Raw genomic sequence first — 24745 nt, 5'->3', positions numbered from 1 at the left:
CCTTCTTTAGAACAGCCTTTTTTTGGCTAAAAAAAGAAACGGTCACCGCAAAACTTGCAGTGACCGCCTACTCTACTTAATGCTAACCTTTACTGTTCTTCAATCATTATTATTAATTCCATCCACCGCCAAGGGCTCTGTAGATGTTTACCGTAGCATTCATTTGTTTCACTTTGGTTTCAACCAAATCGAACTTCGATTCTAGGGCATCACGCTGAGTCAGCAAAACTTCCATATAATCCGCGCGGGCAGATCTAAACAAAGTGCTCGAAATGTCGATTGACTGATTTAACGCATCTACTTCTTTAGAACGAAGGTCATAGCTTTGCTCCAAGTTGGTGATCATAGCCAACTGATTAGCTACTTCAACAAAAGCATTCAAAACTGTTTTTTCATAGTTGTAAATAGCCTGAATCTGTTTTGCATCGGCAGTGTAATAAGCAGCCTTAATTGCATTCTTATTGATAAGTGGACCAACCAAATCGCCAGCCAAATTATACAATAAAGAATGAGGCATTTTCACCAAATATGTTGGGTCGAAAGCTTGTAAACCGATACCCGCTGTAATTCCCAATTGAGGATAAAAACGAGCTCTGGCCACTTTAACGTCAATTTTTGCAGCTTCTAACTCAAGTTCTGCTTGTCTAATATCAGGTCTGTTTACTAACAATTGAGAAGGAATACCTGTAAACATTGTTTTAGGCACCAAATCATTGAAGCTTTTAGAACTTCTTTCAACAGGCTGAGGATAACGACCAATCAAGAAATTGATCTTGTTTTCAGTTTGAGTGATTTTCTGCTGAATATCATACTGAAGGCTTCGTGTATGATAAACTTCAGCCTCAAACTTACGAACTGCCAACTCGGTAACTCTAGCCGATTCCTTTTGCAGCTTCACAATTTTCAAAGCGTTGCTCTGAATTTCGATGTTCTGTTGAACAATCTCCAATTGATTATCCAACGCAAGCAATTCGTAGTATGAATTTGCAATTTCAGCAATCAAATTGGTTACCAAGAAATTCTTAGCGTCCATTGTAGACAAGAATCTAGAATAAGCTGCTTTTTTAGCATTTCTCAATTTGTGCCAAATATCCACTTCCCAAGTAGCATAAGCGCCCAACATGAAATCGCCCAATGGCTCAGGAAATTCTTTGCCAGGTTCAATATCAGTATTCGCATCATTTGCGCCTTGGCTGGTGTATCTACCCACTTTTTCAACTCCAGCACCACCGGCCAAATTCACAAATGGTAAGTACTCCCCTTTTTTCTCTCTTACTTCATTTCTAGCAATCTCAATTTCCTGTAAGGCAATGTTCAATTCCTGATTATTCTGAAGTGCAGTATCGATAAGGGAAGCCAAATAAGGATCAGTAAAAAACTCCTTCCACTGCACCTGAGCAGTGTTGGTAGTATCCTGCGAGTTGTTATTAAAACTCGCAGGCATATTACTGGTATTGGCTGTTCTTTCTACTAAGTCTGGTGCCTTACAAGCCGTAAAGGCAAACAAAAGACTAGCAACAACTAAATATTTATATTTCAATCTATTACACATATTAGTCATAATCTTCAGTTAGTGGTCTATCGTGTTCGTCTCTAATCATTTTGCGGCCACTAGCCAATGATCCGAATATGTAATACAATCCTGGCACGATAATAACACCGAAAATTGTTCCGAATAACATACCACCCATGGCAGAAGCACCAATGGTTCTGTTACCAATCGCACCCGCACCTGTGGCAATAATCAAAGGAATAAGACCTGCAATGAAGGCGAATGAAGTCATCAAAATAGGACGGAAACGAACCTTGGCTCCCTCAATGGCAGCTTCAAGAATTGACGATCCGTGCCGGTGCTTCTGAACCGCAAACTCTACGATAAGTACGGCATTCTTACCCAGAAGCCCCACCAGCATGATCAGACCAATTTGAGCATAAATGTCATTATCTAAGCCCATGGCCTTCAGCAACATGAACGAACCAAACACCCCAACAGGTAGCGAGAAGATTACCGCCAATGGAATGATAAAGCTTTCGTATTGAGCAGCAAGTACCAAGTAAACGAAGGCCAATACAATGATGAATACATACAATGATTCGTTACCTCTGTCGGCCTCATCGTATGAAAGACCTTCCCACGCAATGTCATAACCTTTTGGCAATGTTTGCTCGGCAACTTCTCTAATTGCGGCAATGGCATCACCAGTGGTATATCCTTTAGCTGGAAGCCCTCTAATGGCCGCAGAGTTGTACATGTTGTATCGAGTTACCTCGTTAGGTCCTTGTTTCTTCTCAATTTTCATGAAAGAAGAATAAGGCACCATTTCACCATGATCGTTTTTCACAAACAGGTTCAAGATATCTGAAGGAAGTCTTCTGAACTCAGGAGCTGATTGCACATAAACTTTGAAGAAACGACCGAAACGGATGAAGCCTTGTTCGTATGTACTACCAATCAAGATGTTCAAGTTTTCCATCGCTTTACCGATAGAAACACCTTTCTGCATCGCAAGCTCGTTGTCGATAATCAACTCATATTGAGGATAGTTAGCAGCGAAGAAGGTAAACAAACCTGTTAGTTCTTCACGCTTGCCAAGGTTATCCATGAATTCTTTGTTGATTTTATCGAATTCTTGGTAATCAGTACTGGTTGTTTTATCCAACAAACGCATTGAGAAACCACCTGATGAACCGAAACCTGGGATGGCTGGTGGTTCGAAGAACTCGATAATAGCTCCTAAACCTTTAGATTTTTCTTCCAGCTCTTCCATGATCTCTTTCACAGTGTGTTCACGCTCTGACCAAGTTTTAAGGTTAATCAAACAAGTACCTGCGTTTGATCCCCGACCTTCAGTCATGATTTCGTAACCTGCCAAAGAAGATACTGATTCTACACCTTCGATTTCTTCACAAATCTTCTGAAGCTTTTGAGAAACCAAGTTGGTTCTTTCCAGCGTAGCACCAGGAGGTGTTTGGATGATGGCGTAGATAGTACCTTGGTCTTCAGAAGGAATGAAACCCGCTGGAAGAATCTGGCTTTCGTAGAAAATACCGAAACCGAAGGCCAAAAGAATACCGAATGTAAGTACTCTTCTACTAACAATACGCTTCAGAATATTTGTATAACGACCCGTTAGTTTATCAAAACCTCTGTTGAAGCTATCCAAACCTCTGTTGAGCAAGTGTTTCTTTCTTGGTTGACCATGTGTGTTTTTCAACAACATAGCACAAAGTACTGGAGTCAATGTAAGAGCGATAACCGCTGAAATTACAATAGAGCTGGCCATAGTAATAGAGAACTGACGGTAGAATGTACCTACAGGCCCCGTCATGAAGGAAATCGGTAAGAACACCGAAACCATTACCATGGTGATGGCGATAATCGCACCGCTAATTTCACCCATTACTTCTTTCACCGCATTGTACGGAGAAAGATGCTTCTCTTCCATTTTAGCGTGCACCGCCTCCACTACTACAATGGCGTCATCCACCACAATACCAATAGCGAGTACAAGGGCAAACAGCGTAACCAAGTTGATGGACAGGCCAAAGAACTGAATTACGAAGAAGGCTCCAATCAAGGAAACAGGAACGGCCAAGATTGGAATCAATGTAGATCTCCAGTCGCCAAGGAATACGAATACTACCAAGGCCACCAAAATAAATGCGTCTCTAAGGGTGTGCGTAACTTGTTCTATGGAAGCATCCAAGAACTGAGATACGTCATAACTAATTTTGTAATCCATACCTGGAGGGAAGTTCACTTTCATTTCCTCCAGTTTCTCTTTAACGGCAGCAATTACATCACTCGCGTTACTACCGTAGTTTTGCTTCAATACGATGGCCGCAGAAGGGTGACCATCAAGGTTAGAGTAGATATCGAAGAACTCACTACCAAGTTCCACTTTAGCCACATCTCTTAATCGAATGCTTTCACCTTCGGCATTTGCTCGAATGATGATGTTTTCATACTCTTCTGGCTTATTGTATCGGCCTTTGTAGGTAAGTACATACTCCAAGGATTGCGCTGCAATACCGGAGCTTCGCCCTAACCTACCAGGACGACCCACGATACTTTGCTCGGCCATAGCTTCCATAACTTCATCGATGGAAATGCTATAGGCTCTCATACGGTCTGGATTTAACCAAACACGCATGGCGTATCTACGGCTACCTAGAATTTGTGCTCTTGCTACCCCTTTGGTCCTGTTTATTTCAGGAATCATTTGGACGTTGGCGTAGTTGTACAAGAATTTTTCGTCCATACTTTCACTCTCACTATAGAGGTTGACATACATCAACATACTAGGTTGAATAGGAGTAATAATTACCCCCTCGCGTTGAACCAGTTCCGGTAACAGCGGCATTACCTGGTCCACCCGCGTCTTGACCCGTATAACCGCCTGGTTGGGGTCCGTTCCGGGTTCAAAAATTACTCTAAGGGTTGCTTCACCAGCACTTGTGGCGTCTGTTGCCATATACCTCATACCCTGCACACCATTGATTGAGTTTTCAAGTGTAATCAGGGTAGATTTTACTAATACATCGGCACTCGCACCAGGGTAAGCAATAAAGATGTTTACCGTGGTTGGAGCGATCTGGGGGAACTGCGATATAGGCAGCTGTTTAATGGCCAGCGTGCCTATAAAGACGATAATGACCGATATTACGATCGCAAAGACCGGTCTGTGAATTATTTTACTAAACATTTCTTCAGTTTTTTTGGAGACTTAATTATTCTGCGTAAAGTTCTAGGCTTGAGAGTGCAGAATTAGGCTCAATGAAGTCATATTCGATTTCTTGATTCTCTCTTACAAGGCGTAAACCTTCAAGAAGAATCTTATCATTTTCTTCTAAACCACCAGAAATTGCATACACGTGAGGCATTTCTTCAGCTACAGTGATTTCTCTAGATCTGATTTTGTTTTCCTCATCAATCACGTATACATATCTTTTGTCTAGAACCTCGAATGTTGCTTTTTGAGGGATTAGCAATGCATGTTTAAGTGGAATGGTCATTAATACATTACCAGTTTCTCCATGGCGTAGCAAACCTTTAGGGTTTGGGAATGTAGCTCTGAAGGCAATGTTACCTGTTTCGTTATTAAAGTCAGCTTCAATGGTTTCAATCTGACCGATTTGGTTGAACACTTTATTGTTCGCCATCAACAGATTTACCTGCACTAAGCTGTCCTTTTTAATGGTGGTTTTGTAATCCAAATATTCTGCTTCAGGAACGTTGAAGTACACCCACATTTGGCTGTTGTCAGAAAGTTCGGTTAGCAATTCACCTTCATCTAAAAGGCTACCCAATCGAACATGGAAACGGTCCATAATTCCATCGAAAGGCGCTTTAATTTGAGTAAATCCTAAGTGAACTTTTGCCAATTCTAATTCAGCGTTGGCTTTGTCTAATTTAGCTTTTGCTAATGCCAATTCGTTTTGAGATACCACGTTGCCATCTGCCAATGACTTTGTGTTTTTGTATTCAATTTCAGCGAAATTAGCTTCAGCTTGAGCTTTTTGTAATTCAGCTTGATATAACAAAGGCATTACTTGGAACATTTTCTGTCCTTTTTTCACAAACTGTCCCTCATCTACATAAATGTTTTGTAGATATCCTTTTTCCAGCGCACGAACCTCAATGTGGTTGATAGAGCGTATTTGACATACATACTCTCTGGTAATTGAGGTGTCCATTCTTACCGGACTTGTAACCTGAAACTTAGTTTCAACTTCTTCTTTTTCTTTGTGTGATTCACAGCTTGTGTACAATACCAGCGCGATACACAAGCTCATAAACATGAAAACTCTCTTCATAATGATTTTTACTTTAAACTTTAAGTTTTGAAGAGTTCTTTACGAAGTGCCTTGGGGGGTACACTTTAGCAGCTCATTGATTATTGGTTGAGCATTCTAACATAAAGAACCCGTAGAGTTGGATTAGGCAAATTGATCCCCTGCCTAGTTGGTTATTGTATTATATCCGAAATACCTTGAAAAGGATGTACCAATGGTATGACGTGATATATGAAAAGCGCTGAAAGAAGGCTTCGCGCTTTTTAAAACTGGTGAAGAGAAAACCAACAACTATGGCAAACAAAATGGCAGTAAGGTAACTACTGCTGGCCACGTATTTTTTGGCAGTAAAAACTTCGTCTTCTTCTACTTCGTTTTCCGCGATTTCAATTTTGTAATTTTTGCTGGCTTCCGATGAAGTAGATGTACTGATTGTGCTGCGTTCGTGTATATCAGAATGGGCGAAAGCATTTGAGGAGGAATCGTCTACCGAGGAAAAGCAAGCACAACCTTGAAGAGCATGGGCATATAAATGACCATTGCCACTCACAAAGAGAATGCAAAGGGGTAGAAATAAACCGAAAAATAACTTCCTCATCTCGGGGGCGAAGCTACATTATGGGAAAGATTTCGCCAAACAATGTTTTGTTAAATAATGTTTAACGGAATTGAACGTTAGGTGGAAAACAAGTCAAATTTTCAGAATTTGACCATTACAAACGATTGCTGACGTTTTTTAATTTTTTAGAAAAATTAACAGTAAATCAGCCAGTTGAATCCTTAAAAAAAGCATTTCATATCAATTTTTAAGATGTTCGGTGGTTTATCTAGGGTAAATCTATATGCCGCCTCCACCTCCCCATAGATAAGTTATAAGCGGTAAGGATTTGAAACTCTCTTTTTCCAAAAAGAAGAAATCTGGAACATTCAGATAGAGTTCTCCTACCTAAGTCCAGATGAACGATTTTGGGAGCTTTAATTTAAATTTGAATTAACTCAATTTATTAACTTAATAATTATAATATTAAGACAAACTATTTTTGAGTTTAGCCATATTTACTCTATGAGAAAACAATTGATCATCACTTTTTTAACTATTATTTCTTATGCCCTTTTTGGTCAAAAATCTTTCCCTTATGTAGAAAAAAACATCATAGAAGATCGCTTGTTTCAAGGTCGAATCAGTGACCAATACCCTATTACTATTTATCTAAAATTTGAGGGCTATTCTAATTACAGTTCGGGTTCTTATTCAGTAAAAGGATGGTATTATTACGACAAAATAAAAACCCCAATCCCTTTGGTTGGCCTTTATGATGGATCATTAACCCTTTACAACTTCCAAGACAGCTCTCAGGTAAATAAAATGCTCCATTTTTCAGAAATGAAAAGCAACCATTGGGAAGATATGGATTACTACAAGGCCTTGGAAGCGTATATTGAAAAGTTCGTAATTACCGATACGGCTTCATCCTGGACGAACAAGGATAAAAAATTGAGTCTAAAAGTTTCTCACAGCAATTTCAATATTCGAAAAACCTCAGAATTACTGAAACTAAATCCAACCACAACATTCGACCTGAATAACTTTGGTGGTTGGGAATGGAATTTTAAGCTCATCGCTTCCCATGGGAATAATATTTTACTCAAGTTCTCATATGCTTCTCAGAATCTGAAGACTGGCTTTTGCGGGGCAGGTCAAGAAAAAGGTTTTTTGCAGCTGAGTTTTGACAAAAACAACAATCTAGAAAGCTTTAAAGAGGTATTTTACGAAAGTTGCAATTTATCTATCAACCTTGGTAAAGAAGAAAAAATATCAGCATCCGAAACAAAATTCAACATAGAAAGGAATCAAAATCGCGAAACCTTCACCATAGACTTTAACAAAGCCATAATTCATAATTAGAATATTTTTTTCGACTTGGGCCAAACCAACCCCAAACACCTCTTCATCATTTGGGTTAGTATAGTGAGTGAAATTTCTTTCACTTTGAAAGAATTTGCTGCTCTCAACCATAAACCCAAAAACATTGAAGCACCTCGCCAAATATAAAGACATTGCCCTATTTCTGTTCAAATACGGCACTACTGACATTGTTAAAGAAACCGGGCTCGATCAAGATGCTACGCTCCAACCTGAAAAAAAAGTAGAGCCTGCCGATCTAGATACTGCGGAGTTCATTCATGACATTCAAAAACTTGGGCCAACCTTTGTAAAAATGGGCCAGCTGCTTTCCACTCGCCCCGATTTGATTGCAGAGCCTTACCTTTCCGCTCTCAGACATCTGCAAGACGACCTTGAGCCCTTTTCCTACGAAGAAGTCGAAAAGGTAATTCAAGAAGAACTTGGCGTACGAATTTCCAAGGCTTTCGATTCATTTGAAAAAGAACCACTGGCAGCGGCTTCGTTGGGCCAAGTGCATCAGGCCACACTCCGCAATGGAAAAATAGTGGTAGTTAAAATTCAACGCCCGGGCATTCGCAAACAAGTTTTGGAAGAACTGGAAACGCTTGAAGAAGTCACCAGTTTTTTAGAGAACCACAGTTCCTTAGGCAGAAAATACAGGCTGAACAAACTCTTCTTTCAGTTCAAAGGCACTCTTTTAAGAGAGTTAAATTATTTAAAAGAAGCGCAAAATATGATGTTGCTTCACGAGAATCTGAAGGAGTTTAAGCGGATCGTAATCCCCACAGCCATTGCCGATTATACCAGCGACAAAGTTTTAACCATGGAGTTTATCGATGGAAAAAACATCAGTAAAATATCTCCGCTTAGAAAAATTGAACTGGATGGCAACGCACTTTGTGAAGAGCTTTTCAGGGCCTATTTGCAGCAAATTGTAGTGGATGGCTTTATGCATGCCGATCCGCATCCTGGAAACGTGCACCTTACTAATGACAATCGTTTGGCTCTGTTGGACATGGGCATGGTCTCTTATATTTCTGAAGAAGTTAGGCGAGATTACCTCAAACTGATCCTTAACATCAGCAACAACAAAGCAGAAGAAGCCATCAGCATAATTCTGTCCATGAGCACGCCCCAACCTCATGCCGATGAGGAGAAATTCCGAAGCCATATCACCGAATTAATTCAAGCCACGCAACATTCTTCCGTAGAAGAAATTGATACAGGCAGAATGATGTTCGGGCTGATTCAAACCGCAGCCGACACGGGGTTTGAACTTCCTTTAGAACTCAGTTCTGTAGGAAAAGCCCTCATGAATATCGACTTAGTAGCCCACACTTTGGCTCCTACTTTTGAACCGAATGAATCCATCAAAAAGCATGCGGTAAGTCTTCTCAATAAAATCATGGTGAAGGACTTAGCTCCTCAAAACTTCTTTTCTACCCTTTTGGAAAGCAAAGAATTGATTGAGAAAATGCCCGAAAGGTTGAACAAAATCGTAGGCAATCTTTCAGAGAACAAACTGAAAGTAAATGTCGATGCCTTTGATGAACATCGGCTTATGCGTGGTTTTCAGAAAGTAGCAAATAGAATTACTGTTGGATTGATTATCGCAGCACTCATCATCGGTTCTTCTTTAATGATGCGCGTAGAAACCAGTTTTTCTCTTTTTGGTTACCCCGGCATTGCCATGAGTGCCTTCATTTTAGCAGTTTTAGGTGCCCTAATGTTAGCCATCAGCATCTATTTTTATGATGAATCTTAAGAGAGAAATCCAAAGCTTTTATCAAACTTCAAATTATTGATAATCGAAATAAGATGTCATTATCCTTTCATCTTGAACTCCGCGAAAGAACTTTTTCTCCAAACTTAGAACCTTTGTTTTTTAAGGGAGAAAATCATTTCTAGAGTACATTTAGCCCTAACCTTGAAAAAGTCTCTGCTACGAGTTTTTCCCAAACAAAAGGGAGTGGTTCTAAATAGCTCGACCGATTAAATTTCAATCTTTTTTAATTCCGCGATTACAAAAGTCAATAGCCTTCGTCAACTTCTATAAATGGGAGAAATTATCTGTCAGATTTTTGAAATGCTTCCGGCCAAAAGCATACTGAACAGTCAGCAAATTCTTCCTTAATCATCAACTCAAAACAAGCAACAATGAAATTTATCAAAGTATTGATACTGGCATTTCTATGCCTAAATCTCAACGCGCAAGAAGGCAATCTTCTCATCAGCAAAAAGCTCGTAGACGATCTTTCAAAAACTCCTGTTTACCCAAGATTGGTTACAGAAGTGAACGGAAAAAAGGTTTGGAAAGAGCAATTCAAATATCTCGACAACATTGAAATCTATGTAATTACCTACCTCAGCGATGGTCTGAAAGTTAACGGCCTGATGGTAAAGCCTAAAGCTGAAGGAAATCATCCATGCATCATCTTTAACAGAGGTGGAAACCAAGATTTCGGTCAACTAATTCTGGCGCATGGCATCACTACCCTTGGACAATTGGCAAACGAAGGTTATGTGGTAATTGCCAGCCAATATCGTGGAAATGGAGGCAGTGAAGGTAAGGAAGAATTTGGTGGTGACGATGTACACGATGTTACCATTCTTACCCAAGTATTGGAAGAAGTTGAAGGTGCGGACACGGATAAAATCGGCATGTATGGCTGGAGCCGTGGTGGCATGATGACTTACCGCGCCTTAACCGAAACTGACAAAATAAAGGCAGCTGTTGTTGGCGGTGCGCTCGCGGATGCGCATCAAGCCATTAGTGACAGGCCACAAATGGAAGCCGGAGTTTATGGACAATTGATTCCTGATTTTCAGGCCAATCGCGAAAGGGAATTGGACAAGCGTTCTGCGGTAAAATGGGTAGATCAATTTCCAACAGACGTTCCTATTCTAATGCTTCATGGAAATGCAGACTGGCGTGTAAAACCAGAGCAAAGCTTACAAATGGCACTTGAGTTTCAGAAGTACAAAATCCCTTACAGACTGATTATGTTCGAAGGTTCTGACCATGGTATTTCCGAGCATCAAGCCGATGTTAATGAACAGGTTGTTGCCTGGTTCAACAGATACTTGAAGAACTCTGAATCTTTACCGAATATGGAATTTCACGGAAAATAAGCACTCCTGATTCTTCAATTAAACTTCATGGGCTTTTTGGCTCATGAAGTTTAATTATATTCAGAGCTAAAGCATTCACAATCATGAATCAAGCTCAAGTAGCAGACACTCCAAAAGTATATGCTCAATTAGAAGCCAAATGCAGAGAAATTGGCTTCACCATGCCATCAGATATTTATATTGGCACACTTTTGAAATCTCTTGTGGCATCTAAACCCAATGGAAGATTTTTAGAATTAGGAACAGGAATGAGCCTATCGCTGGCTTGGATGATAGAAGGACTTGATGAAAATTCTACCCTCATAAGTTTAGACAACGACCCTCAACTCATAGACATTGCCAAAACTTTCTTTGGGTCCGACAAAAGAGTGAACCTCATTTGCTCCAACGGAACGGACTGGATTCTAAATTATAAGGAAGAACCATTCGACCTTATTTTTGCCGATACTTGGCCTGGAAAATACAATGAACTGGAAGAAACTCTCGATCTTCTAAAGGTTGGTGGTTTCTACGTGATCGATGACATGACCCCTCAACCCAATTGGCCAGAAGGTCACGATAAAAAAGCGGAGCAGCTCGTTGAATATTTAGAATCTAGAAGCGACTTAACCATTACAAAGATGAACTGGTCGACTGGTGTAATTATTTGCACCAAGAGAGCTTAGATCGTCTATATTGGTTGAAGAATCAGTTTCTTGCTTCATCATGTTCAATCGATCCGCCTTTTTCCTGCTAATAATAATTGTTTTTTGCCTACCTGCCTGTGACACTCAAAAGCCAACATATTACGAAAAAGCGGTTCAGGTTCTACAGGATTCAACCCTCCTACTCGCCAATAAAAACCTGACTGAAGAACCTATTACCGTTACAGCCTACACATCAGAACGTAGCGCTGGCGGTATTCACGACTTTTATTCCGAAGGTGATTACTGGTGGCCAGATAGCCTGAATCCAGAAGGACCATATATTCGAAAAGATGGCCTTACCAATCCGGATAATTTTGTGGCTCATAGAGAAGTTTTAATTCGGTTTAGCGAAATCGTTGGGAACCTCACCTCTGCTTATTTGATCACGGGCGACCAGAAGTTTGCCCATCAAGCGCTTAAGCATTGCAAAACATGGTTCGTTGCCGAGAACACCAAAATGAACCCCAACTTGCTTTTCGCACAAGCCATTAAAGGCAGATTTACCGGCCGGGGAATTGGCATTATAGACGCCATTCATTTTATGGAAGTGGTTCAATCACTTCGAGTTCTAGAAAAACACAATGAAATTAATGCTGAAGACCTTTCAAAAATCAAAGCTTGGTTTGCTGAATTCACCGAATGGTTAACCACACACCCATATGGGAAGGATGAAATGGTTCATCCTAATAACCATGGCACTTGTTGGAATATGCAGGTTGGGTTGTATGCAGCGTTTACTGGAAACAATGAGGTTCTTAGTTTTTGCAGAGAGCATTACAAAACCAACATTCTGCCCAACCAAATGGCCGCGGATGGCAGTTTCCCATTAGAATTAGAACGAACCAAACCTTATGGCTATTCGCTTTTCAATTTGGATGCCATGGTTATGAACTGCTTGATTTTATCTGATCAAGAAATCGATTTATGGAGCTATACCACTGAAGACAGCAAAAACATTTTGAGGGCTGTGGAGTATATGAAACCTTTCGTTGCTCAAAAGTCGCTTTGGCCTTTGCCGCCCGATGTGATGTACTGGGAAAATTGGCCCGTTGCCCAGCCTTCTTTTTTATTTAGTGCAGCATATTTTAACAGGCCAGATTTATATAAGGCCTGGGAAGACAAAAAGCATTTTCTTGAAGTGGACGAAGTAAAAAGAAATATGCCAATCAGAAATCCTCTGCTCTGGTTAGAAGATTATTGAAATGGAATAAAATTTCGAACTGAACCCATGTTATAGGCAAACTCCTAAGCTACATTCTCTTCAAAAAGCCTCTGCAAGGTTTTGGCCAAGTCTGAACTGAAACCTGTGTGCGGACGCGAAGTTTGGATAATAGAACTGCGCACAGCCGTAAGCCATCGGAATCGTGAGGCCAAATCCATATCGGCAATTTGACCACCTTCATTCCCTGAACAAATCTTCTCGAAAGAACTCAAGTTAAGCTTGATCATTTCCACATCAGCTTCAGGATCTAGAGCCAAAAGCTTCTGCTCATTGAGCTGAATTTTAGCACCGATGAAACCGCTCTTGGCATCGCAAAGAATTGCTCCTACGTTGATAAACTCTTCCCTTTCCACCCGAGGCACCACCCGGATGATAGCATACTCATATAAGTGCTGTCCTTGCATCCTGGGCTTCTTTAGTGAATTGATCTGAATTTGAAAGTCGCAGTTTTAGGAAACTGGCGTAAATGGCTCTGGCATCAGCTGGGTTTTCTTCATCACCTGCGGCTAACAACCATTCATCGGGAATAAGCGCTACCAAAGCATCGATGTGTTCAGGGCTCAAAAGTGATCTCAAAGCCTCATTTGCCTCTTCCAATTGGCTTGCTTGCTTCAACAAAACGTGGTTGGCGATGATTGGAAATTTCCCCGTAGCATTCTTCTCCCAATTCGTCCATGAGTGATGAAAAAGGAATGCCGCCCCATGATCGATCAGCCAAAGTTCGCGGTTCCACATCAGCATGTTTGTGTTGCGGAAAGTACGGTCCACATTGGTGATCAGCATATCCAACCAAACGATTTTGGAAGCCAATAGCGGATCAACCGACATCGCAAGTGCATCGTAATTGATGGAACCGGAGAGAAAATGGAGTGCCAGATTCAAGCCTTGGCTACCTTTGAGCAAATCCTGAATTTCTTCATCACCTTCCGATCTGCCAAAGGCCGGATCTAACTCAGCGAAAACCAATTCCGGAACCTTCAATCCGAGTATTCGTGCAATTTCGCCTCCCAAAAGTTCGGAGATCAAAGCCTTTTCGCGCTGACCCGCACCTCTGAATTTGAGCACATACTTAAATCCGTCATCCGCATCGGCCAAAGCTGGCAAGGAGCCACCTTCGCGTAACGGAAGTATATATCTGGTAACATTTACCTTACGCAGTTGAAGAGTATTTTCCATCGATTAAACCCAGTGTTGGTTGAAAAGGCTCAACACCATCGTTTCTTTATTCATTCAAAGATTCAACAAAAGTTTCGTTTTGCAAACTGAGATCCCACTCAGTTTCAAACCTAAGATTCAGGTAGCTCAAAAAGAAATGGACAAATATTTCCATTACTGCCAACCCTCGCCAGCATTCCACGTATTGGCCTGCATACATCTATTGCGCTAAGCAAAACCAACAAGACTTTCACTTTATGCGGGATTTAAAAACCACTAACACCCTGTTATTAATCATTGCCATTCCCGTAGTTTTCTACCTAATTAAAATCCTATCATTTATACTGATTCCTCTGGTTTCTTCCATGTTTATTGCCTTGCTTTTCTTACCATTGATGCGATGGCTCAAGAAAAGGAAAGTGCCCAAAACCCTCAGCATTCTCATCGTGATTCTGATTATAGCTGCTGTGTTTAAAATTGGCGGTGAACTTATTCAGGTTTCGAGTAAAGAACTTACCAGCAACAGCGGCTTTTTCGACAAGGCGCAAGACAAGCTTTCCGATCTACTTATTTCTACCGAAGACTTCTTCGGTATTACCCTGCTAGACAGGGAAAATGTGCTTTCGACATTCGTTCAGAAGGACAACATGGCGAAGAATTTCGGCACCACACTCGATTTTGTAGGCGGCACCATTTCCATGATTCTTATGACTTGCTTTTTCGCCATTCTGTGGTTGGCCGAATCCATGGACTTTGAAAAACTGCTGAACAGCACCATTCTGAAAAAGCGATTTGTATCGGTAAAGGCTTTCATGAAAATTGAAAGAGATTTAATCACCTTTATCAAAGTGAAATTTCTGGTCAGTCTTTTTACAGGAATAGGCACAGGTTTAGCCTGTTATTTCTTCGGAATCAGTTTTCCCGTTTTCTGGGGTCTGTTCGCCTTTATCATCAATTTTGTGCAAATGGTGGGATCGTTTATCACTGTGATTTCTCTCAGTCTTTTTGCCTTTGTTGAAGTTGATGCTACTGGCTATTTGCTGTTCTTTATTTTAACCATCACAGCCGTCCAAGCGATTTTTGGTGGCGTGCTGGAACCTGTATTTATGGGAAAATCCTTTTCGATCAACATTATCACTATACTGGTTATGCTGATGCTTTGGGGCTACTTATGGGGTGTTCCTGGAATGATCATGTCTATCCCTATTACTGTTTTCTTGAAGATTATTATGGAGCAATTCCCTAAAACCAAAGTGGCTGCTAACCTCATGGCTGGCCCGGAAAAGAACAGAAAGATTATTGCGACAAAGCCTAAGGTTTAAGCAGTAGAGAATTTTACCTAATCTGGCTTAACAAAGCAAGGAAACTCATCGTCTCATCCCTCCAAAAGTTCATCTATCTAGATAAATATAAGGTTTCAGCTTCTGACTGAGTTAAGAATACCAACTTTTGGAGGGTTTTCTCATAGCAACAGCAAGTGCCAATATTATGCACAGCCCAGAAAAGAACAGAAAGATTATTTCAGCAAAGCCTAAGGTTTAAGCAGTAGAGAATTTCACCTAGGCTAACATAACAAAGAAACTCACTGCTTCATCCCTCCAAAAGTTTATCTATCTAGATTAACACAAGACTTCAGCTTCTGACTGAGTTAAGAATACCAACTTTTGGAGGGTTTTCTCATAGCAACAGTGGCTGTCAATATTATGGATAGCCTAGAAAAGAAAGATTATTCCGGCAAAGCCTAAAGTTTAAGCAGTAGAAAATTTAACCTGAGGTAGCTTAACAAAGAAACCGCTGCTTCATCCCTCCAAAAGTTCATCTATCTAGATAAATACAAGGTTTCAGCTTCTGACTGAGTTAATAACACTAACTTTTGGAGGGTTCTTCCACCGAGTATTTCTCTCTATTTTAAAGAGAAGGCTTTCAAACCCCAGCTTCTACCCTCTTCACCTTTGGGCGGACAATTTTCGGATTTACATTTTGAGAAGCTGGATTCTTTGGCTGACCGTTCTTCTTCGTCTTTTTCTTTTTGTTCAGCCAAACCAGGAAACCGGTAACTGGTAAACTGGCACAGATTAAACTGATGAAAAAGGCAAGGATTTTTCCCGGCATTCCTAACGCCACACCAATATGCATATCGTAGTTAAGCATGGTGAGTTGATCGGCAAAACCAGCTTCGGCAAATCGGTCACCTTCATTTCGGTATTCTTCTAAAGTATAGCGATCGTAATAGTAGGTGTTTTGATTGTAGAACGAGCCGTGATCCTGATAAGCAATCAACTCAATAGCATCGTCATCATCGCGAAGAATTGGTGTCATATACCAACCTTGAGCATCTGGTTCTTGCGCAATGGTTTTGTACCAAGCCTTATCCAGTTGGGAAATACTATCGGTTGGAACCAGACCAGCCTGAGAAACATCTGAGTGCGGATGACTGTGTTCTGGCCTTTCCTCGCCTCCCGAAGTAACATAATAGAGACCATCGGCAAACCATTCAAAACTATAAACCAAGCCTGTAATAGCCAGCACAAGCGCCAGAAGCAAACTGTAAAAACCCAAGACATTGTGAAGGTCATAGTTCACCCGCTTGAACTTTCCGTTCCACTTGATTTTGAAGCTTTTCCTTAGCTCAGATTTCTTTAAATTTTTCGGCCACCACATCACCAAACCGGTGATGAGCAACACCACGAAAATCAGTGTTCCTACCCCAACAATAGGACGGCCAATTTCATATGGCAACCAAAGTGCACGGTGCCCATCAATGATAAAGCGGAAGAAATCTATATCTCCTCCAATGGTTTGTTGGCTTTTGAGGAATTCTCCGGTATATGGATTCATGAAGATTGCCGTAAAACTGCGTTGGCCATCCTCGAAAGAAGAGAAACCAACAGCTGCAGCACCTTCCGCATTACTATATGTTAATCCCGTTGGCTGAACACCCGGCATATAGCTTTGAGCAGTATCCAAAAGTACACTTGGCGGCACATAGACCTTATCCTGAGCCTCTACAAAACGCCATGGTTCCATGGCATCCTTAATATCTTGCTGAAAAACATAAATGCAGCCTGTAAGACTTATGACCAAGACAATCAGGCCGGAAATCAACCCCAGCCAAAGGTGAACCCAGTCGTTGAAACGTCTTAACGCACTCTTCTTTTTCGGCTTGCTGCTTTTGTTTTTCATGTATTTGGGAAGGCTGAGAATAGAAGTTGGGTTGTCTTAGAGCTTTGTCCATTCCGTCACCCTGAATTCATTTCAGGGTCTGTTGGTTCAATAGAACGAGATGCTGAAACAAGTTCAGCATGACGTGGGAAGCTTTAAGACAACCCGTTTAAAACATCTTAGTATTTGAAGAAACCAGCAACGAAGTTGGCTTCAACTTCAGCACCTTTTGTAGCCGTGTAGTTGTTCAAATCCATTTTGTAAACGAAGATTCCGTTGTCTTCAGGCACACACATATACATAAAATCACCATCGTGAACTGCAGCCAATCTTCTCCCTTGACCAGCATGTTCAGGCACATTGGCAATGTAGTTTACCGTTTTAGCCTCCAAATCAAGTACAGCAGATTGAAGCGGTCCGTCAGACCATCTCTGCTTGCTCTTCTCTTTCAGCCACATTGATTTCGCTGAACACTTTTCCATCGCCCAAATACACCATGTGAGCAGTGTTGAAACCGTCACTTGCAGTCGCGATATCGAAGAAGTAATCTTGATCAAACTCGGTAGTTCCGCTCTTAATTCTCAAGATTCCACTTGGCTGAGTGCTTTGGCTGTAACCGTTAGCAGGGTTTGAGTGCGAAACCGCATAAACATCACCGTTTTCAGTTTTGATCAAACCAGACTTCACGTTAAATCCACCAATCGGACCAACACGGTCGTCAGTCATGATTTTCTGGAATTCGAAATCAGGGTACGAGTAAACAGCTACTTCAGCCTGAGCTGTAGATGGAGTGTCATAAGTAGTTGGGTCGCTTACGTAGTAGGCCAAGTACAAGAAATCGCCACTCACAACCATACCCGCATAAGATGCTGAATATTCAGAAACCAAGTCAGAAACTGGCAATTCGAAAGTTTCAGTCACTTCTACAGTATTGATATCAATAGTGTGGAATTTCACCTGATCTGAATTAGAAGAAAGCTCCAAAGCCACCAAAGTGTTATCATCAGCTTTCACAATGTCAGAAATGCTGTTATCGAAAGAAATATCACCAACCTGGCTCAAAGAACCATCATCGTTTTTGGTGATACCTACCACGTTCACATCGTCCAAACCACCAATGCTATAGATGGTGTTGTCGATTTGAGTGAAGTCATAATAACCAGGCTGCTCAATTCCCTGACCAACCGCAGAAAGTGTACCTTCCATTACATCAGCAAAAGGCACAGAGTAGTAAGTGAAATTGTTATCGCTGCCCTGAATGGCCAAAGAAAGCACAAATGGAGTTTCTTCTACTGGGTCAACAGGATCTGGATTAACATCATCAGAATCATCACAAGCAGTAACAAAAAGGGCTGCAAACATTAGCATTGGCAAAGCCCATAGTTTGATTTGTTTTTTAGAAAACATATCTAAGCGTTTAGATTTATAGAATTAGTTTAATATTCGATTAGAGCGTATACCTGAACTTTACATAGAAAGCACGCCCCGGTTTTTGTAAATAGTATTTATCGTAAAGCCTTGCATTGGCCAGATTTCGGCATTCTACCGAAACATTATATTTGCCATTTTTCAGACTTAATGCCAGTTCAACATCGTGTGAAGTTTGTCGAGGAATTACCTTTTTGGTATCGCGAGAACCCAACTCTGCCCAGCTGAGGAAATACTGCTGCACAAAGTTGAAATAGTAGTTGAAGTTTAGGGTTGAACCCTCTCCTGCCAAGTTCTGGAAACTCAAACCTGCATTGGCATTTCCGAAGAAGTATGGCGTATTCGGCAGCCTGAAACCTTTCTGGAAATTCCGCTGATAACCTGTGTTGGTGTACGATTCATTGTACACAGAATCAGCCTGATCGGTTATGTCTTGAAAAGTGATGTTTCCACCCAAACGCAGTAAATTCTTGTACTGATAATTCAGGCTTCCCTCCACTCCCAAAACACGCGTTTGGCTTAGGTTGTCATAATGCGTTTCTGGGCTCGCCACCTTTACCACTTGATAAATCAAGTCTTTCGATTCGCGATAAATGAAGCTGCTTTCCAAAGCGAATTCATGGTCTCTTTTCAGCTTGAACTGATATGCCGCGCCAAAATTGAAATTATCACTTTGCTCAGGACCAAGGTCTGGATTGTCTTGCACGAACAAACCATCACCGAAAATCTCAGTGGCCCAAGGCATGCGGTAAGTATGTTCGAAGGAAGCCTTTAGCTGAAGTTCAGGTTGAAGAAAATAGGCTGAAGCCACGCCATAGCCGAAGTTCTGTTTCTTGTTCTGAACCGCTTCAGTTCGCTGAGTAGAAAGTCCGAAATCGAATTGCTTGCTGGTTTCTGCTTTCAGTAAATACAGTTTACCGAAGAAGGTGGTACTCCATTTCTGGTTCAAATCGAACTTATAAGCCAGTCCTAAAACCTGCTTTCTGATCGATTTCGGAAATTGGTTCTCAATTCTATCTGGATTCTCAGTATCGAAAATCTCTCTTTTGAATTGCGAAATCGAATAATTCAAGGCCAATGAATTCCGCTCATTGAGGGTATAACCTGCATTCAACTGAGTGTTGAAATCGGTATCGTCCATGGTGGTAAAAGTCCTTGAAAGCTCACCATCATTAGAATTTGGGTTATAGGTAGTGTCGCCCAACCAATTGTACCGAACACCTCTCAAAGTATCGATCACCTCATTTTTGGTAATGTTGTAAGCTGAATTCAAGCTCACATTCAAGCCTTCTGCAAGAAAATTCTCTTTGTTGTATTTAAGAGAAGGAATAACCGACTGGCTGTTCCTCACAATTCCACCATAAACGCTGTTCATGGTAGCACCCGTTTGAACCTGCTTGTCGTTGCCAGAAACCATTAGGCCGAAAAGCAGATTGTCAGCGTAGCTTTTATCGACCAAACCAGCTTCCAACTTCACAGTGCCCGAGCGATATCTGTCATGGAAACGCTCCACATTGGCCGAATCGACAATGTTATTTCCCTCTTTAATCGGCACCCAAACCTTATAGTTATTGTCGGAATAGTTGAGGTTTACATTGCCTCTGAAAGTGAAGCCACTTTGCGGATTGGTATACGCACCATTTAAGGAAACGCGATGCGTATTGAAAGAACCAACCGAATAAGAAGCATCCAAAAACTGGCTCTTTTTATTGGTAACAATGTTTACCGCACCACCAAGCGCATCAGTTCCCAACCAAACCGGAACCACACCTTTATAAACCTCAATTCTATCGATGGTATTAACCGGAATATTGTTCAGACTGAGGGAAGAACCGTAGTTATCCATCGGAATTCCATCCAAGAAAAACTTGATTTGATCGCCAGAAAAGCCATTAAGAGTAAAGCTCAGATTAGAACCCACACCACCTTCTTCCAACACACGAACACCAGAAACACGATTCAAAACAGCTTTAGCATCGGCCGTGCTGTTGTAAAAGTCCTTCGCACGAACAGCAGAAACCGCATAAGGCAATTCCTTGATTTCGGTACTCTCTGATTTGCCTACAACTTCAACATCACCGAGCTTATAACTTACATCCTGAAGCTCAATATTGAGTGTAAGCTTTTGGTTCTCAGAAAGGTTAATTTCCTTTTCAAAAGTTTCAAACCCTAAAAATCGAGCCTGAAGAATATATTTTCCTGTGGATAAATTATGAATATCATATCGCCCTTCTATGTTGGTGGAAGAACCTAGGTTTGTGTTTTTGATCAACACGTTTACGCCAACCAATACTTCTCCAGAAGTAGATTTGATGATTCCAGAAACACTGGCGTTATCATGACTACCTTGGCCATAAACAGCCTGAGCCCAACACATTAACAACACCACACGAAGAGTTTTTTTCAATTGCCGAACCACCTTATCCTTATTTAGACTGATTACAAACAGCAGCAAAGGTAAAGCTGAAATCGAAAACAGAAAAGTTTATTTAGATTAAATCTAAATAAAGAATTACTTCTAACTGAATAACAGTAAGATAGACGCTTATATTTTTAAGAGTAAGCTCTAAAAACTTCTGAATTCAATTTTATGTACCTTTTGATCATGGAAAATTTTGGAATGTATATAATGGCCGGGCTTTACATGCTAGCAGGAATACTTCACTTTCTAAAACCGAGCGTTTACCTAAAAATAATGCCTCCTTACATTCCCTATCACAAGTTCATGGTCTACTTCAGCGGGGTGCTGGAATTTTCTTTTGGCGCTATGCTCTTGTTTCCTGAAACTCAAACCATTGGCGCGTGGGGAATTATAACCGTGCTCATTGGTGTTTTCCCGGCTAATATCTACATGCTCACTTCTTACAAAGGCAAAAGAACTTGGTATAGAATAGCACTTTGGTTGCGTTTGCCCCTTCAATTGCTGTTGGTATATTGGGCATGGATTTACACATAAAGCTTCATTTTTTAATATGACCCGCGACATTCTAGACATCAACGATTTCATCGTTTTGGTAGAAGAAGCCAACGCTATGGAAGCTGTTGTAGACGCTTGTTCTTTTGATGAACCTCTGATTGCTGTCGCCTTTTATGGAGAAGGAAATGTAGATCTGGATGTAAATTACGGTTCAGAAACCAGAAAATATGCGCACACTAAAGGTTTAGCACTCTCCTTTTTTGCCAATGAAAAGGTAGAATTTATGCATACGGTTTCCGCCCATAAGCCATTAGAATGTATTGTAATTGCCACTACCATCCGTAATCTTTCTAAACTGCCGGAACAAGAATTAGAATTGTTTGGTGAAATGCTGAATCAGTTGGTAAACCCAAGCGATCATTTTGTTGAAGGCCCAAGCTTTTACATGTCACCTGAAATGCAATCTATTGTAAATCAGATTTTTCATAGCAAGTATGAAGGCAAAGCGAGGATGATGTTCTTTAAAAGCCAAATCACATCCTTATTGGCACACTATTTCGGGCAATTATCTCTTATTTCGGAAAGTGGAATTCCCGATCATGAAAGGGAAAAACTTCAGCTAGCAAAAAATATTCTTTCTGCAAATCTTGAAAATCCTCCATCGTTGAGCGAACTCTCTAGAGAAATTGGCCTCAATACCTTTAAGCTGAAAAAGAATTTCAAGGAATTATTTGGCGTACCTGTGTTTAAATACTTGCAAAACGAAAGGCTCACAAAAGCGCACAATCTCTTGCGCAATCAAGAAATGACCATTCAAGAAGCCGCATGGCATGTGGGATACGATAGCCTCAGTTCTTTTTCAAATGCCTTTTCTAAAAAATTCGGTTTCCGCCCAAGCGAAATAAAGGCCTAATACTTTTCGAACAAATCATGCTCCTTTTCCGACAAATGCACGGCTTGTAAAAGTCACAGCTTTGTTTCATCAAATGATTACAACGCGATGAACAAGGTTAGAACACTCATTTTAGGAATTTGTATTGCAGCTATAGCTGTTGAAGAATCCGGTTTTCATGGAGTTGCCAACATATCGTTGGCACATGCCAAAGAGTTGTTGTGCAAACCAGAAATGTACTTACGATGCTCAACTCTCTGCTCGCTCCAATTCAACAACATGGGTTATGCGATTTGGCTTCTCAGATCTTAAAGCCTGCCTTCTTTTCACTGAAAAATATCTAAAGCCACTCAAATGGAATTCTCTACAAAATCAATCACACTTATGGGAGCCGTATTGCTCACTGGGCTCTCGGCTGGTTTGTTCTATGCTTGGGCCTGCTCAGTGATACCTGGAACCAAAAGAGTTTCAGACATCACATATCTGGAAACCATGCAATCCATTAATACAACTATTCTGAACCCTGTGTTCTTTGCTTCATTTATAGGAAGCTTACTGCTGTTGACCGTGAGTAGTTTTCAACTTTACTCAACAGGCGTTCCGTTCGGTTTTACAATCTCAGCAACGCTCTCATACCTTATCGGAACCTTTTTAGTGACCGCTTTGGGAAACGTACCGCTCAATAATGCACTTGAAGTGCTCAATCTGAAAGAGCTTTCTTCATCGGAATTGTCAGTATTTCGGCAATACTACGAAGTGAAGTGGAACAGATTTCACAACATCAGAACATTGTTCAGTATTGTTTCCTTCAGCCTATCAGTGTTGACACTTTATACCTATTCCAAATCTGTTCATTAATTCAAACTCATATATAAAATGGAAAACAACATTCTAGTAATCGGTGGCACGGGCAAAACCGGCCGAAAAGTAGTACAAAAACTAAAAGAAAAAGGTGAAAACGTGCGCGTAGGCTCGCGAAGTGCCAACCCGCCTTTCGACTGGCAAAATCAGGATACGTGGCCTGCAGCGATGGAAGGCATTCAAAAAGTTTACATCACTTTTCAACCAGATTTGGCTGTGCCAGGCGCTTTAGAAGCCATTGAGGCTCTGGTTAAACAAGCCAAATCGAGCGGAGTGGAAAAGTTGGTTTTGCTTTCAGGAAAAGGGGAAAAAGAAGCCGAGCTTTGCGAACAAGTAGTGATTCATTCCGAGTTGAAATACACTATTGTAAGAGCTAGCTGGTTCAATCAGAATTTCAGTGAAAGCTTCTTTCTCGATCCTATTGTTGCAGGCCATGTTGCCCTACCACAAGCCAATGCGAAAGTTCCTTATGTTGACACGGACGATATTGCAGATGTGGTAGTCGCCACCTTAACTCAAAATTCGCACGATGAAAAGATTTATGAACTGACTGGCCCAAGAGCCTTAACCTTCAAAGAAGTTGTTGAGGAAATTGCCACAGCCACAGATAGAAATATAGAATTCACTTCTATCTCTCTAAGCGGCTACACTAAGATGTTGGAAGAATTCGGTGTTCCTTCGGATTTTATTTGGCTTATCAGCTATCTATTTTCATCTGTGCTCACTGCTGAAGGCAATAATTTAATCACTAACGACATTGAAAAAGTACTTGGTAGAAAGGCAAAGGATTTTTCAGAATACGTAAGAGAAACTGCCCAAACAGACGTTTGGACACCCAAATTGGGCAATTAACCTCCCATTCTATTTTCCTCCACTTTAAACTTTAATTAAAAGCATACACACAAAAGTCAGATGACTGACTAAATTCATTTCAATGTTTGAACTTCAATGTTACAACTTCAGTTTAACCATTGAAACAAGAAAACAACAATTCAAAACTTAAAAATTTTAACAATGAGAACATTTGAAGTACCAACCAGAGAACAAGTAGCACCAGAAACTCAAGCTATTTTCGACAACTTGAAAAAACAAATCGGAATGGTTCCAAACCTTTACGCTACCATTGGCTATTCACAAAACGCTTTGAGCTCATACCTTGCTTTTCAAGGTGCTCAAGCAAAAGGCAGTTTCAATGCGAAGGAAAGAGAAGCCATTTTCTTAGCAGTTTCTGAAGTGAATGGCTGTGCTTATTGCTTGGCTGCACACACCACTTTGGGTAAAATGAACGGTTTTACTGAAGACCAAACCATTGACCTAAGACAAGGAAAAAGCGAAAATGAAAGATTAAACGCCATTGTGAAATTGGCAAAAGACATTACCGAAAACCGAGGTAGAGCTTCAGAAGAAAACGTAGAAGCTTTCTTCGCCCAAGGTTTTGATAATGCGGCTTTGGTAGATTTAATTTCGCTTGTTGCTGATAAAATCTACTCAAACTTCTTACACAATCTCACTCAAATTCCTGTAGATTTTCCTGCTGCCAAACCTCTAGCTGAAACTGTAGAAGCTTAATCGCTTCTCAAAAATGGTT

General features: G+C 40.8%; 21 protein-coding genes. 11 read left to right on the top strand and 10 right to left on the bottom strand.

Translation table 11 applies throughout. The annotated features are described in order from the left end of the window. Window positions 1–112: 112 nt before the first annotated feature. From ACXACJ_RS04145 to ACXACJ_RS04130, 4 genes are all read right to left on the bottom strand, one after another. Entirely contained in the window at window positions 113–1552 is a 1440-nt protein-coding gene (locus tag ACXACJ_RS04145; protein ID WP_475135069.1) for a TolC family protein, read from the bottom strand. A 1-nt stretch (window position 1553) separates the two neighbouring features. Further along, the gene (locus ACXACJ_RS04140; protein ID WP_475133010.1) at window positions 1554–4706 is read right to left on the bottom strand and encodes an efflux RND transporter permease subunit; all 3153 of its coding nucleotides are present in this window, start codon (window positions 4704–4706) and stop codon (window positions 1554–1556) included. A gap of 25 nt (window positions 4707–4731) precedes the next feature. Continuing rightward, window positions 4732–5817, bottom strand: a complete 1086-nt coding sequence (locus ACXACJ_RS04135) for an efflux RND transporter periplasmic adaptor subunit (protein ID WP_475133009.1) — start codon at window positions 5815–5817, stop codon at window positions 4732–4734. Window positions 5818–5977: 160 nt separating this feature from the next. Further along, complete coding sequence (locus ACXACJ_RS04130) at window positions 5978–6394, bottom strand: hypothetical protein (protein WP_475133008.1); 417 nt, start codon at window positions 6392–6394, stop codon at window positions 5978–5980. 465 nt (window positions 6395–6859) lie between these two features. Between ACXACJ_RS04130 and ACXACJ_RS04125 the strand changes: the two genes are divergently transcribed. The 5 genes from ACXACJ_RS04125 to ACXACJ_RS04105 all read left to right on the top strand — a co-directional run bounded on the left by ACXACJ_RS04125 (window position 6860) and on the right by ACXACJ_RS04105 (window position 12721). Next, window positions 6860–7702 carry a hypothetical protein gene (locus ACXACJ_RS04125; RefSeq protein WP_475133007.1) on the top strand — a complete coding sequence of 281 codons (843 nt, stop codon included), beginning with the start codon at window positions 6860–6862 and terminating at the stop codon, window positions 7700–7702. A 124-nt stretch (window positions 7703–7826) separates the two neighbouring features. Beyond that, window positions 7827–9467, top strand: coding sequence for an ABC1 kinase family protein (locus ACXACJ_RS04120; protein WP_475133006.1), 1641 nt, complete (start codon window positions 7827–7829; stop codon window positions 9465–9467). Between the two features lie 392 nt (window positions 9468–9859). Continuing rightward, a complete protein-coding gene (locus ACXACJ_RS04115; RefSeq protein ID WP_475133005.1) occupies window positions 9860–10834 on the top strand; it encodes an alpha/beta hydrolase family protein in 975 nt (324 codons plus the stop codon). 83 nt (window positions 10835–10917) lie between these two features. Further along, window positions 10918–11499: an O-methyltransferase gene (locus tag ACXACJ_RS04110; protein ID WP_475133004.1), complete on the top strand. Its 582-nt coding sequence runs from the start codon at window positions 10918–10920 to the stop codon at window positions 11497–11499. 40 nt (window positions 11500–11539) lie between these two features. Then, window positions 11540–12721, top strand: a complete 1182-nt coding sequence (locus ACXACJ_RS04105) for an alginate lyase family protein (protein ID WP_475133003.1) — start codon at window positions 11540–11542, stop codon at window positions 12719–12721. Window positions 12722–12765: 44 nt separating this feature from the next. On the opposite strand, the gene ACXACJ_RS04100 is transcribed toward ACXACJ_RS04105, so the two are convergent. After that, a complete protein-coding gene (locus tag ACXACJ_RS04100) occupies window positions 12766–13146 on the bottom strand; it encodes a DUF3037 domain-containing protein (RefSeq protein ID WP_475133002.1) in 381 nt (126 codons plus the stop codon). Then, window positions 13124–13918 carry a HipA family kinase gene (locus ACXACJ_RS04095; RefSeq protein ID WP_475133001.1) on the bottom strand — a complete coding sequence of 265 codons (795 nt, stop codon included), beginning with the start codon at window positions 13916–13918 and terminating at the stop codon, window positions 13124–13126. The genes ACXACJ_RS04100 and ACXACJ_RS04095 overlap by 23 nt, the downstream gene beginning before the upstream one ends. Window positions 13919–14154: 236 nt before the next feature. On the opposite strand from ACXACJ_RS04095, the gene ACXACJ_RS04090 reads away from it, so the two are divergent. Further along, entirely contained in the window at window positions 14155–15219 is a 1065-nt protein-coding gene (locus ACXACJ_RS04090; protein WP_475133000.1) for an AI-2E family transporter, read from the top strand. A 601-nt stretch (window positions 15220–15820) separates the two neighbouring features. Here ACXACJ_RS04090 and ACXACJ_RS04085 read toward each other — a convergent pair. The 4 genes from ACXACJ_RS04085 to ACXACJ_RS04070 all read right to left on the bottom strand — a co-directional run bounded on the left by ACXACJ_RS04085 (window position 15821) and on the right by ACXACJ_RS04070 (window position 20894). Further along, a complete protein-coding gene (locus ACXACJ_RS04085) occupies window positions 15821–17080 on the bottom strand; it encodes a PepSY-associated TM helix domain-containing protein (RefSeq protein WP_475132999.1) in 1260 nt (419 codons plus the stop codon). A gap of 158 nt (window positions 17081–17238) precedes the next feature. Then, window positions 17239–17517 (bottom strand): hypothetical protein, encoded by a 279-nt coding sequence (locus ACXACJ_RS04080; RefSeq protein WP_475132998.1) that lies wholly within the window; start codon window positions 17515–17517, stop codon window positions 17239–17241. After that, the gene (locus tag ACXACJ_RS04075; protein ID WP_475132997.1) at window positions 17480–18466 is read right to left on the bottom strand and encodes a DUF4374 domain-containing protein; all 987 of its coding nucleotides are present in this window, start codon (window positions 18464–18466) and stop codon (window positions 17480–17482) included. Before ACXACJ_RS04075 ends, ACXACJ_RS04080 begins: the two co-directional genes overlap by 38 nt. Window positions 18467–18506: 40 nt before the next feature. After that, window positions 18507–20894, bottom strand: a complete 2388-nt coding sequence (locus tag ACXACJ_RS04070; RefSeq protein ID WP_475132996.1) for a TonB-dependent receptor — start codon at window positions 20892–20894, stop codon at window positions 18507–18509. A gap of 198 nt (window positions 20895–21092) precedes the next feature. On the opposite strand from ACXACJ_RS04070, the gene ACXACJ_RS04065 reads away from it, so the two are divergent. The 5 genes from ACXACJ_RS04065 to ACXACJ_RS04045 all read left to right on the top strand — a co-directional run bounded on the left by ACXACJ_RS04065 (window position 21093) and on the right by ACXACJ_RS04045 (window position 24726). Next, the gene (locus tag ACXACJ_RS04065; RefSeq protein ID WP_475132995.1) at window positions 21093–21443 is read left to right on the top strand and encodes a DoxX family protein; all 351 of its coding nucleotides are present in this window, start codon (window positions 21093–21095) and stop codon (window positions 21441–21443) included. A gap of 16 nt (window positions 21444–21459) precedes the next feature. After that, the gene (locus ACXACJ_RS04060; RefSeq protein WP_475132994.1) at window positions 21460–22317 is read left to right on the top strand and encodes a helix-turn-helix domain-containing protein; all 858 of its coding nucleotides are present in this window, start codon (window positions 21460–21462) and stop codon (window positions 22315–22317) included. Window positions 22318–22650: 333 nt separating this feature from the next. Further along, window positions 22651–23154 (top strand): anthrone oxygenase family protein, encoded by a 504-nt coding sequence (locus tag ACXACJ_RS04055; RefSeq protein WP_475132993.1) that lies wholly within the window; start codon window positions 22651–22653, stop codon window positions 23152–23154. Between the two features lie 18 nt (window positions 23155–23172). Continuing rightward, window positions 23173–24009 (top strand): SDR family oxidoreductase, encoded by an 837-nt coding sequence (locus ACXACJ_RS04050; protein WP_475132992.1) that lies wholly within the window; start codon window positions 23173–23175, stop codon window positions 24007–24009. 162 nt (window positions 24010–24171) lie between these two features. After that, window positions 24172–24726: a carboxymuconolactone decarboxylase family protein gene (locus ACXACJ_RS04045; RefSeq protein ID WP_475132991.1), complete on the top strand. Its 555-nt coding sequence runs from the start codon at window positions 24172–24174 to the stop codon at window positions 24724–24726. The last annotated feature ends 19 nt before the right edge of the window (window positions 24727–24745 follow it).

It is taken from the genome of Roseivirga sp. AWQ4_251 (genome assembly GCF_056158225.1).
Note: the sequence above shows the minus strand (reverse complement) of the source record. Positions and strands in the feature narration are given on the sequence as shown.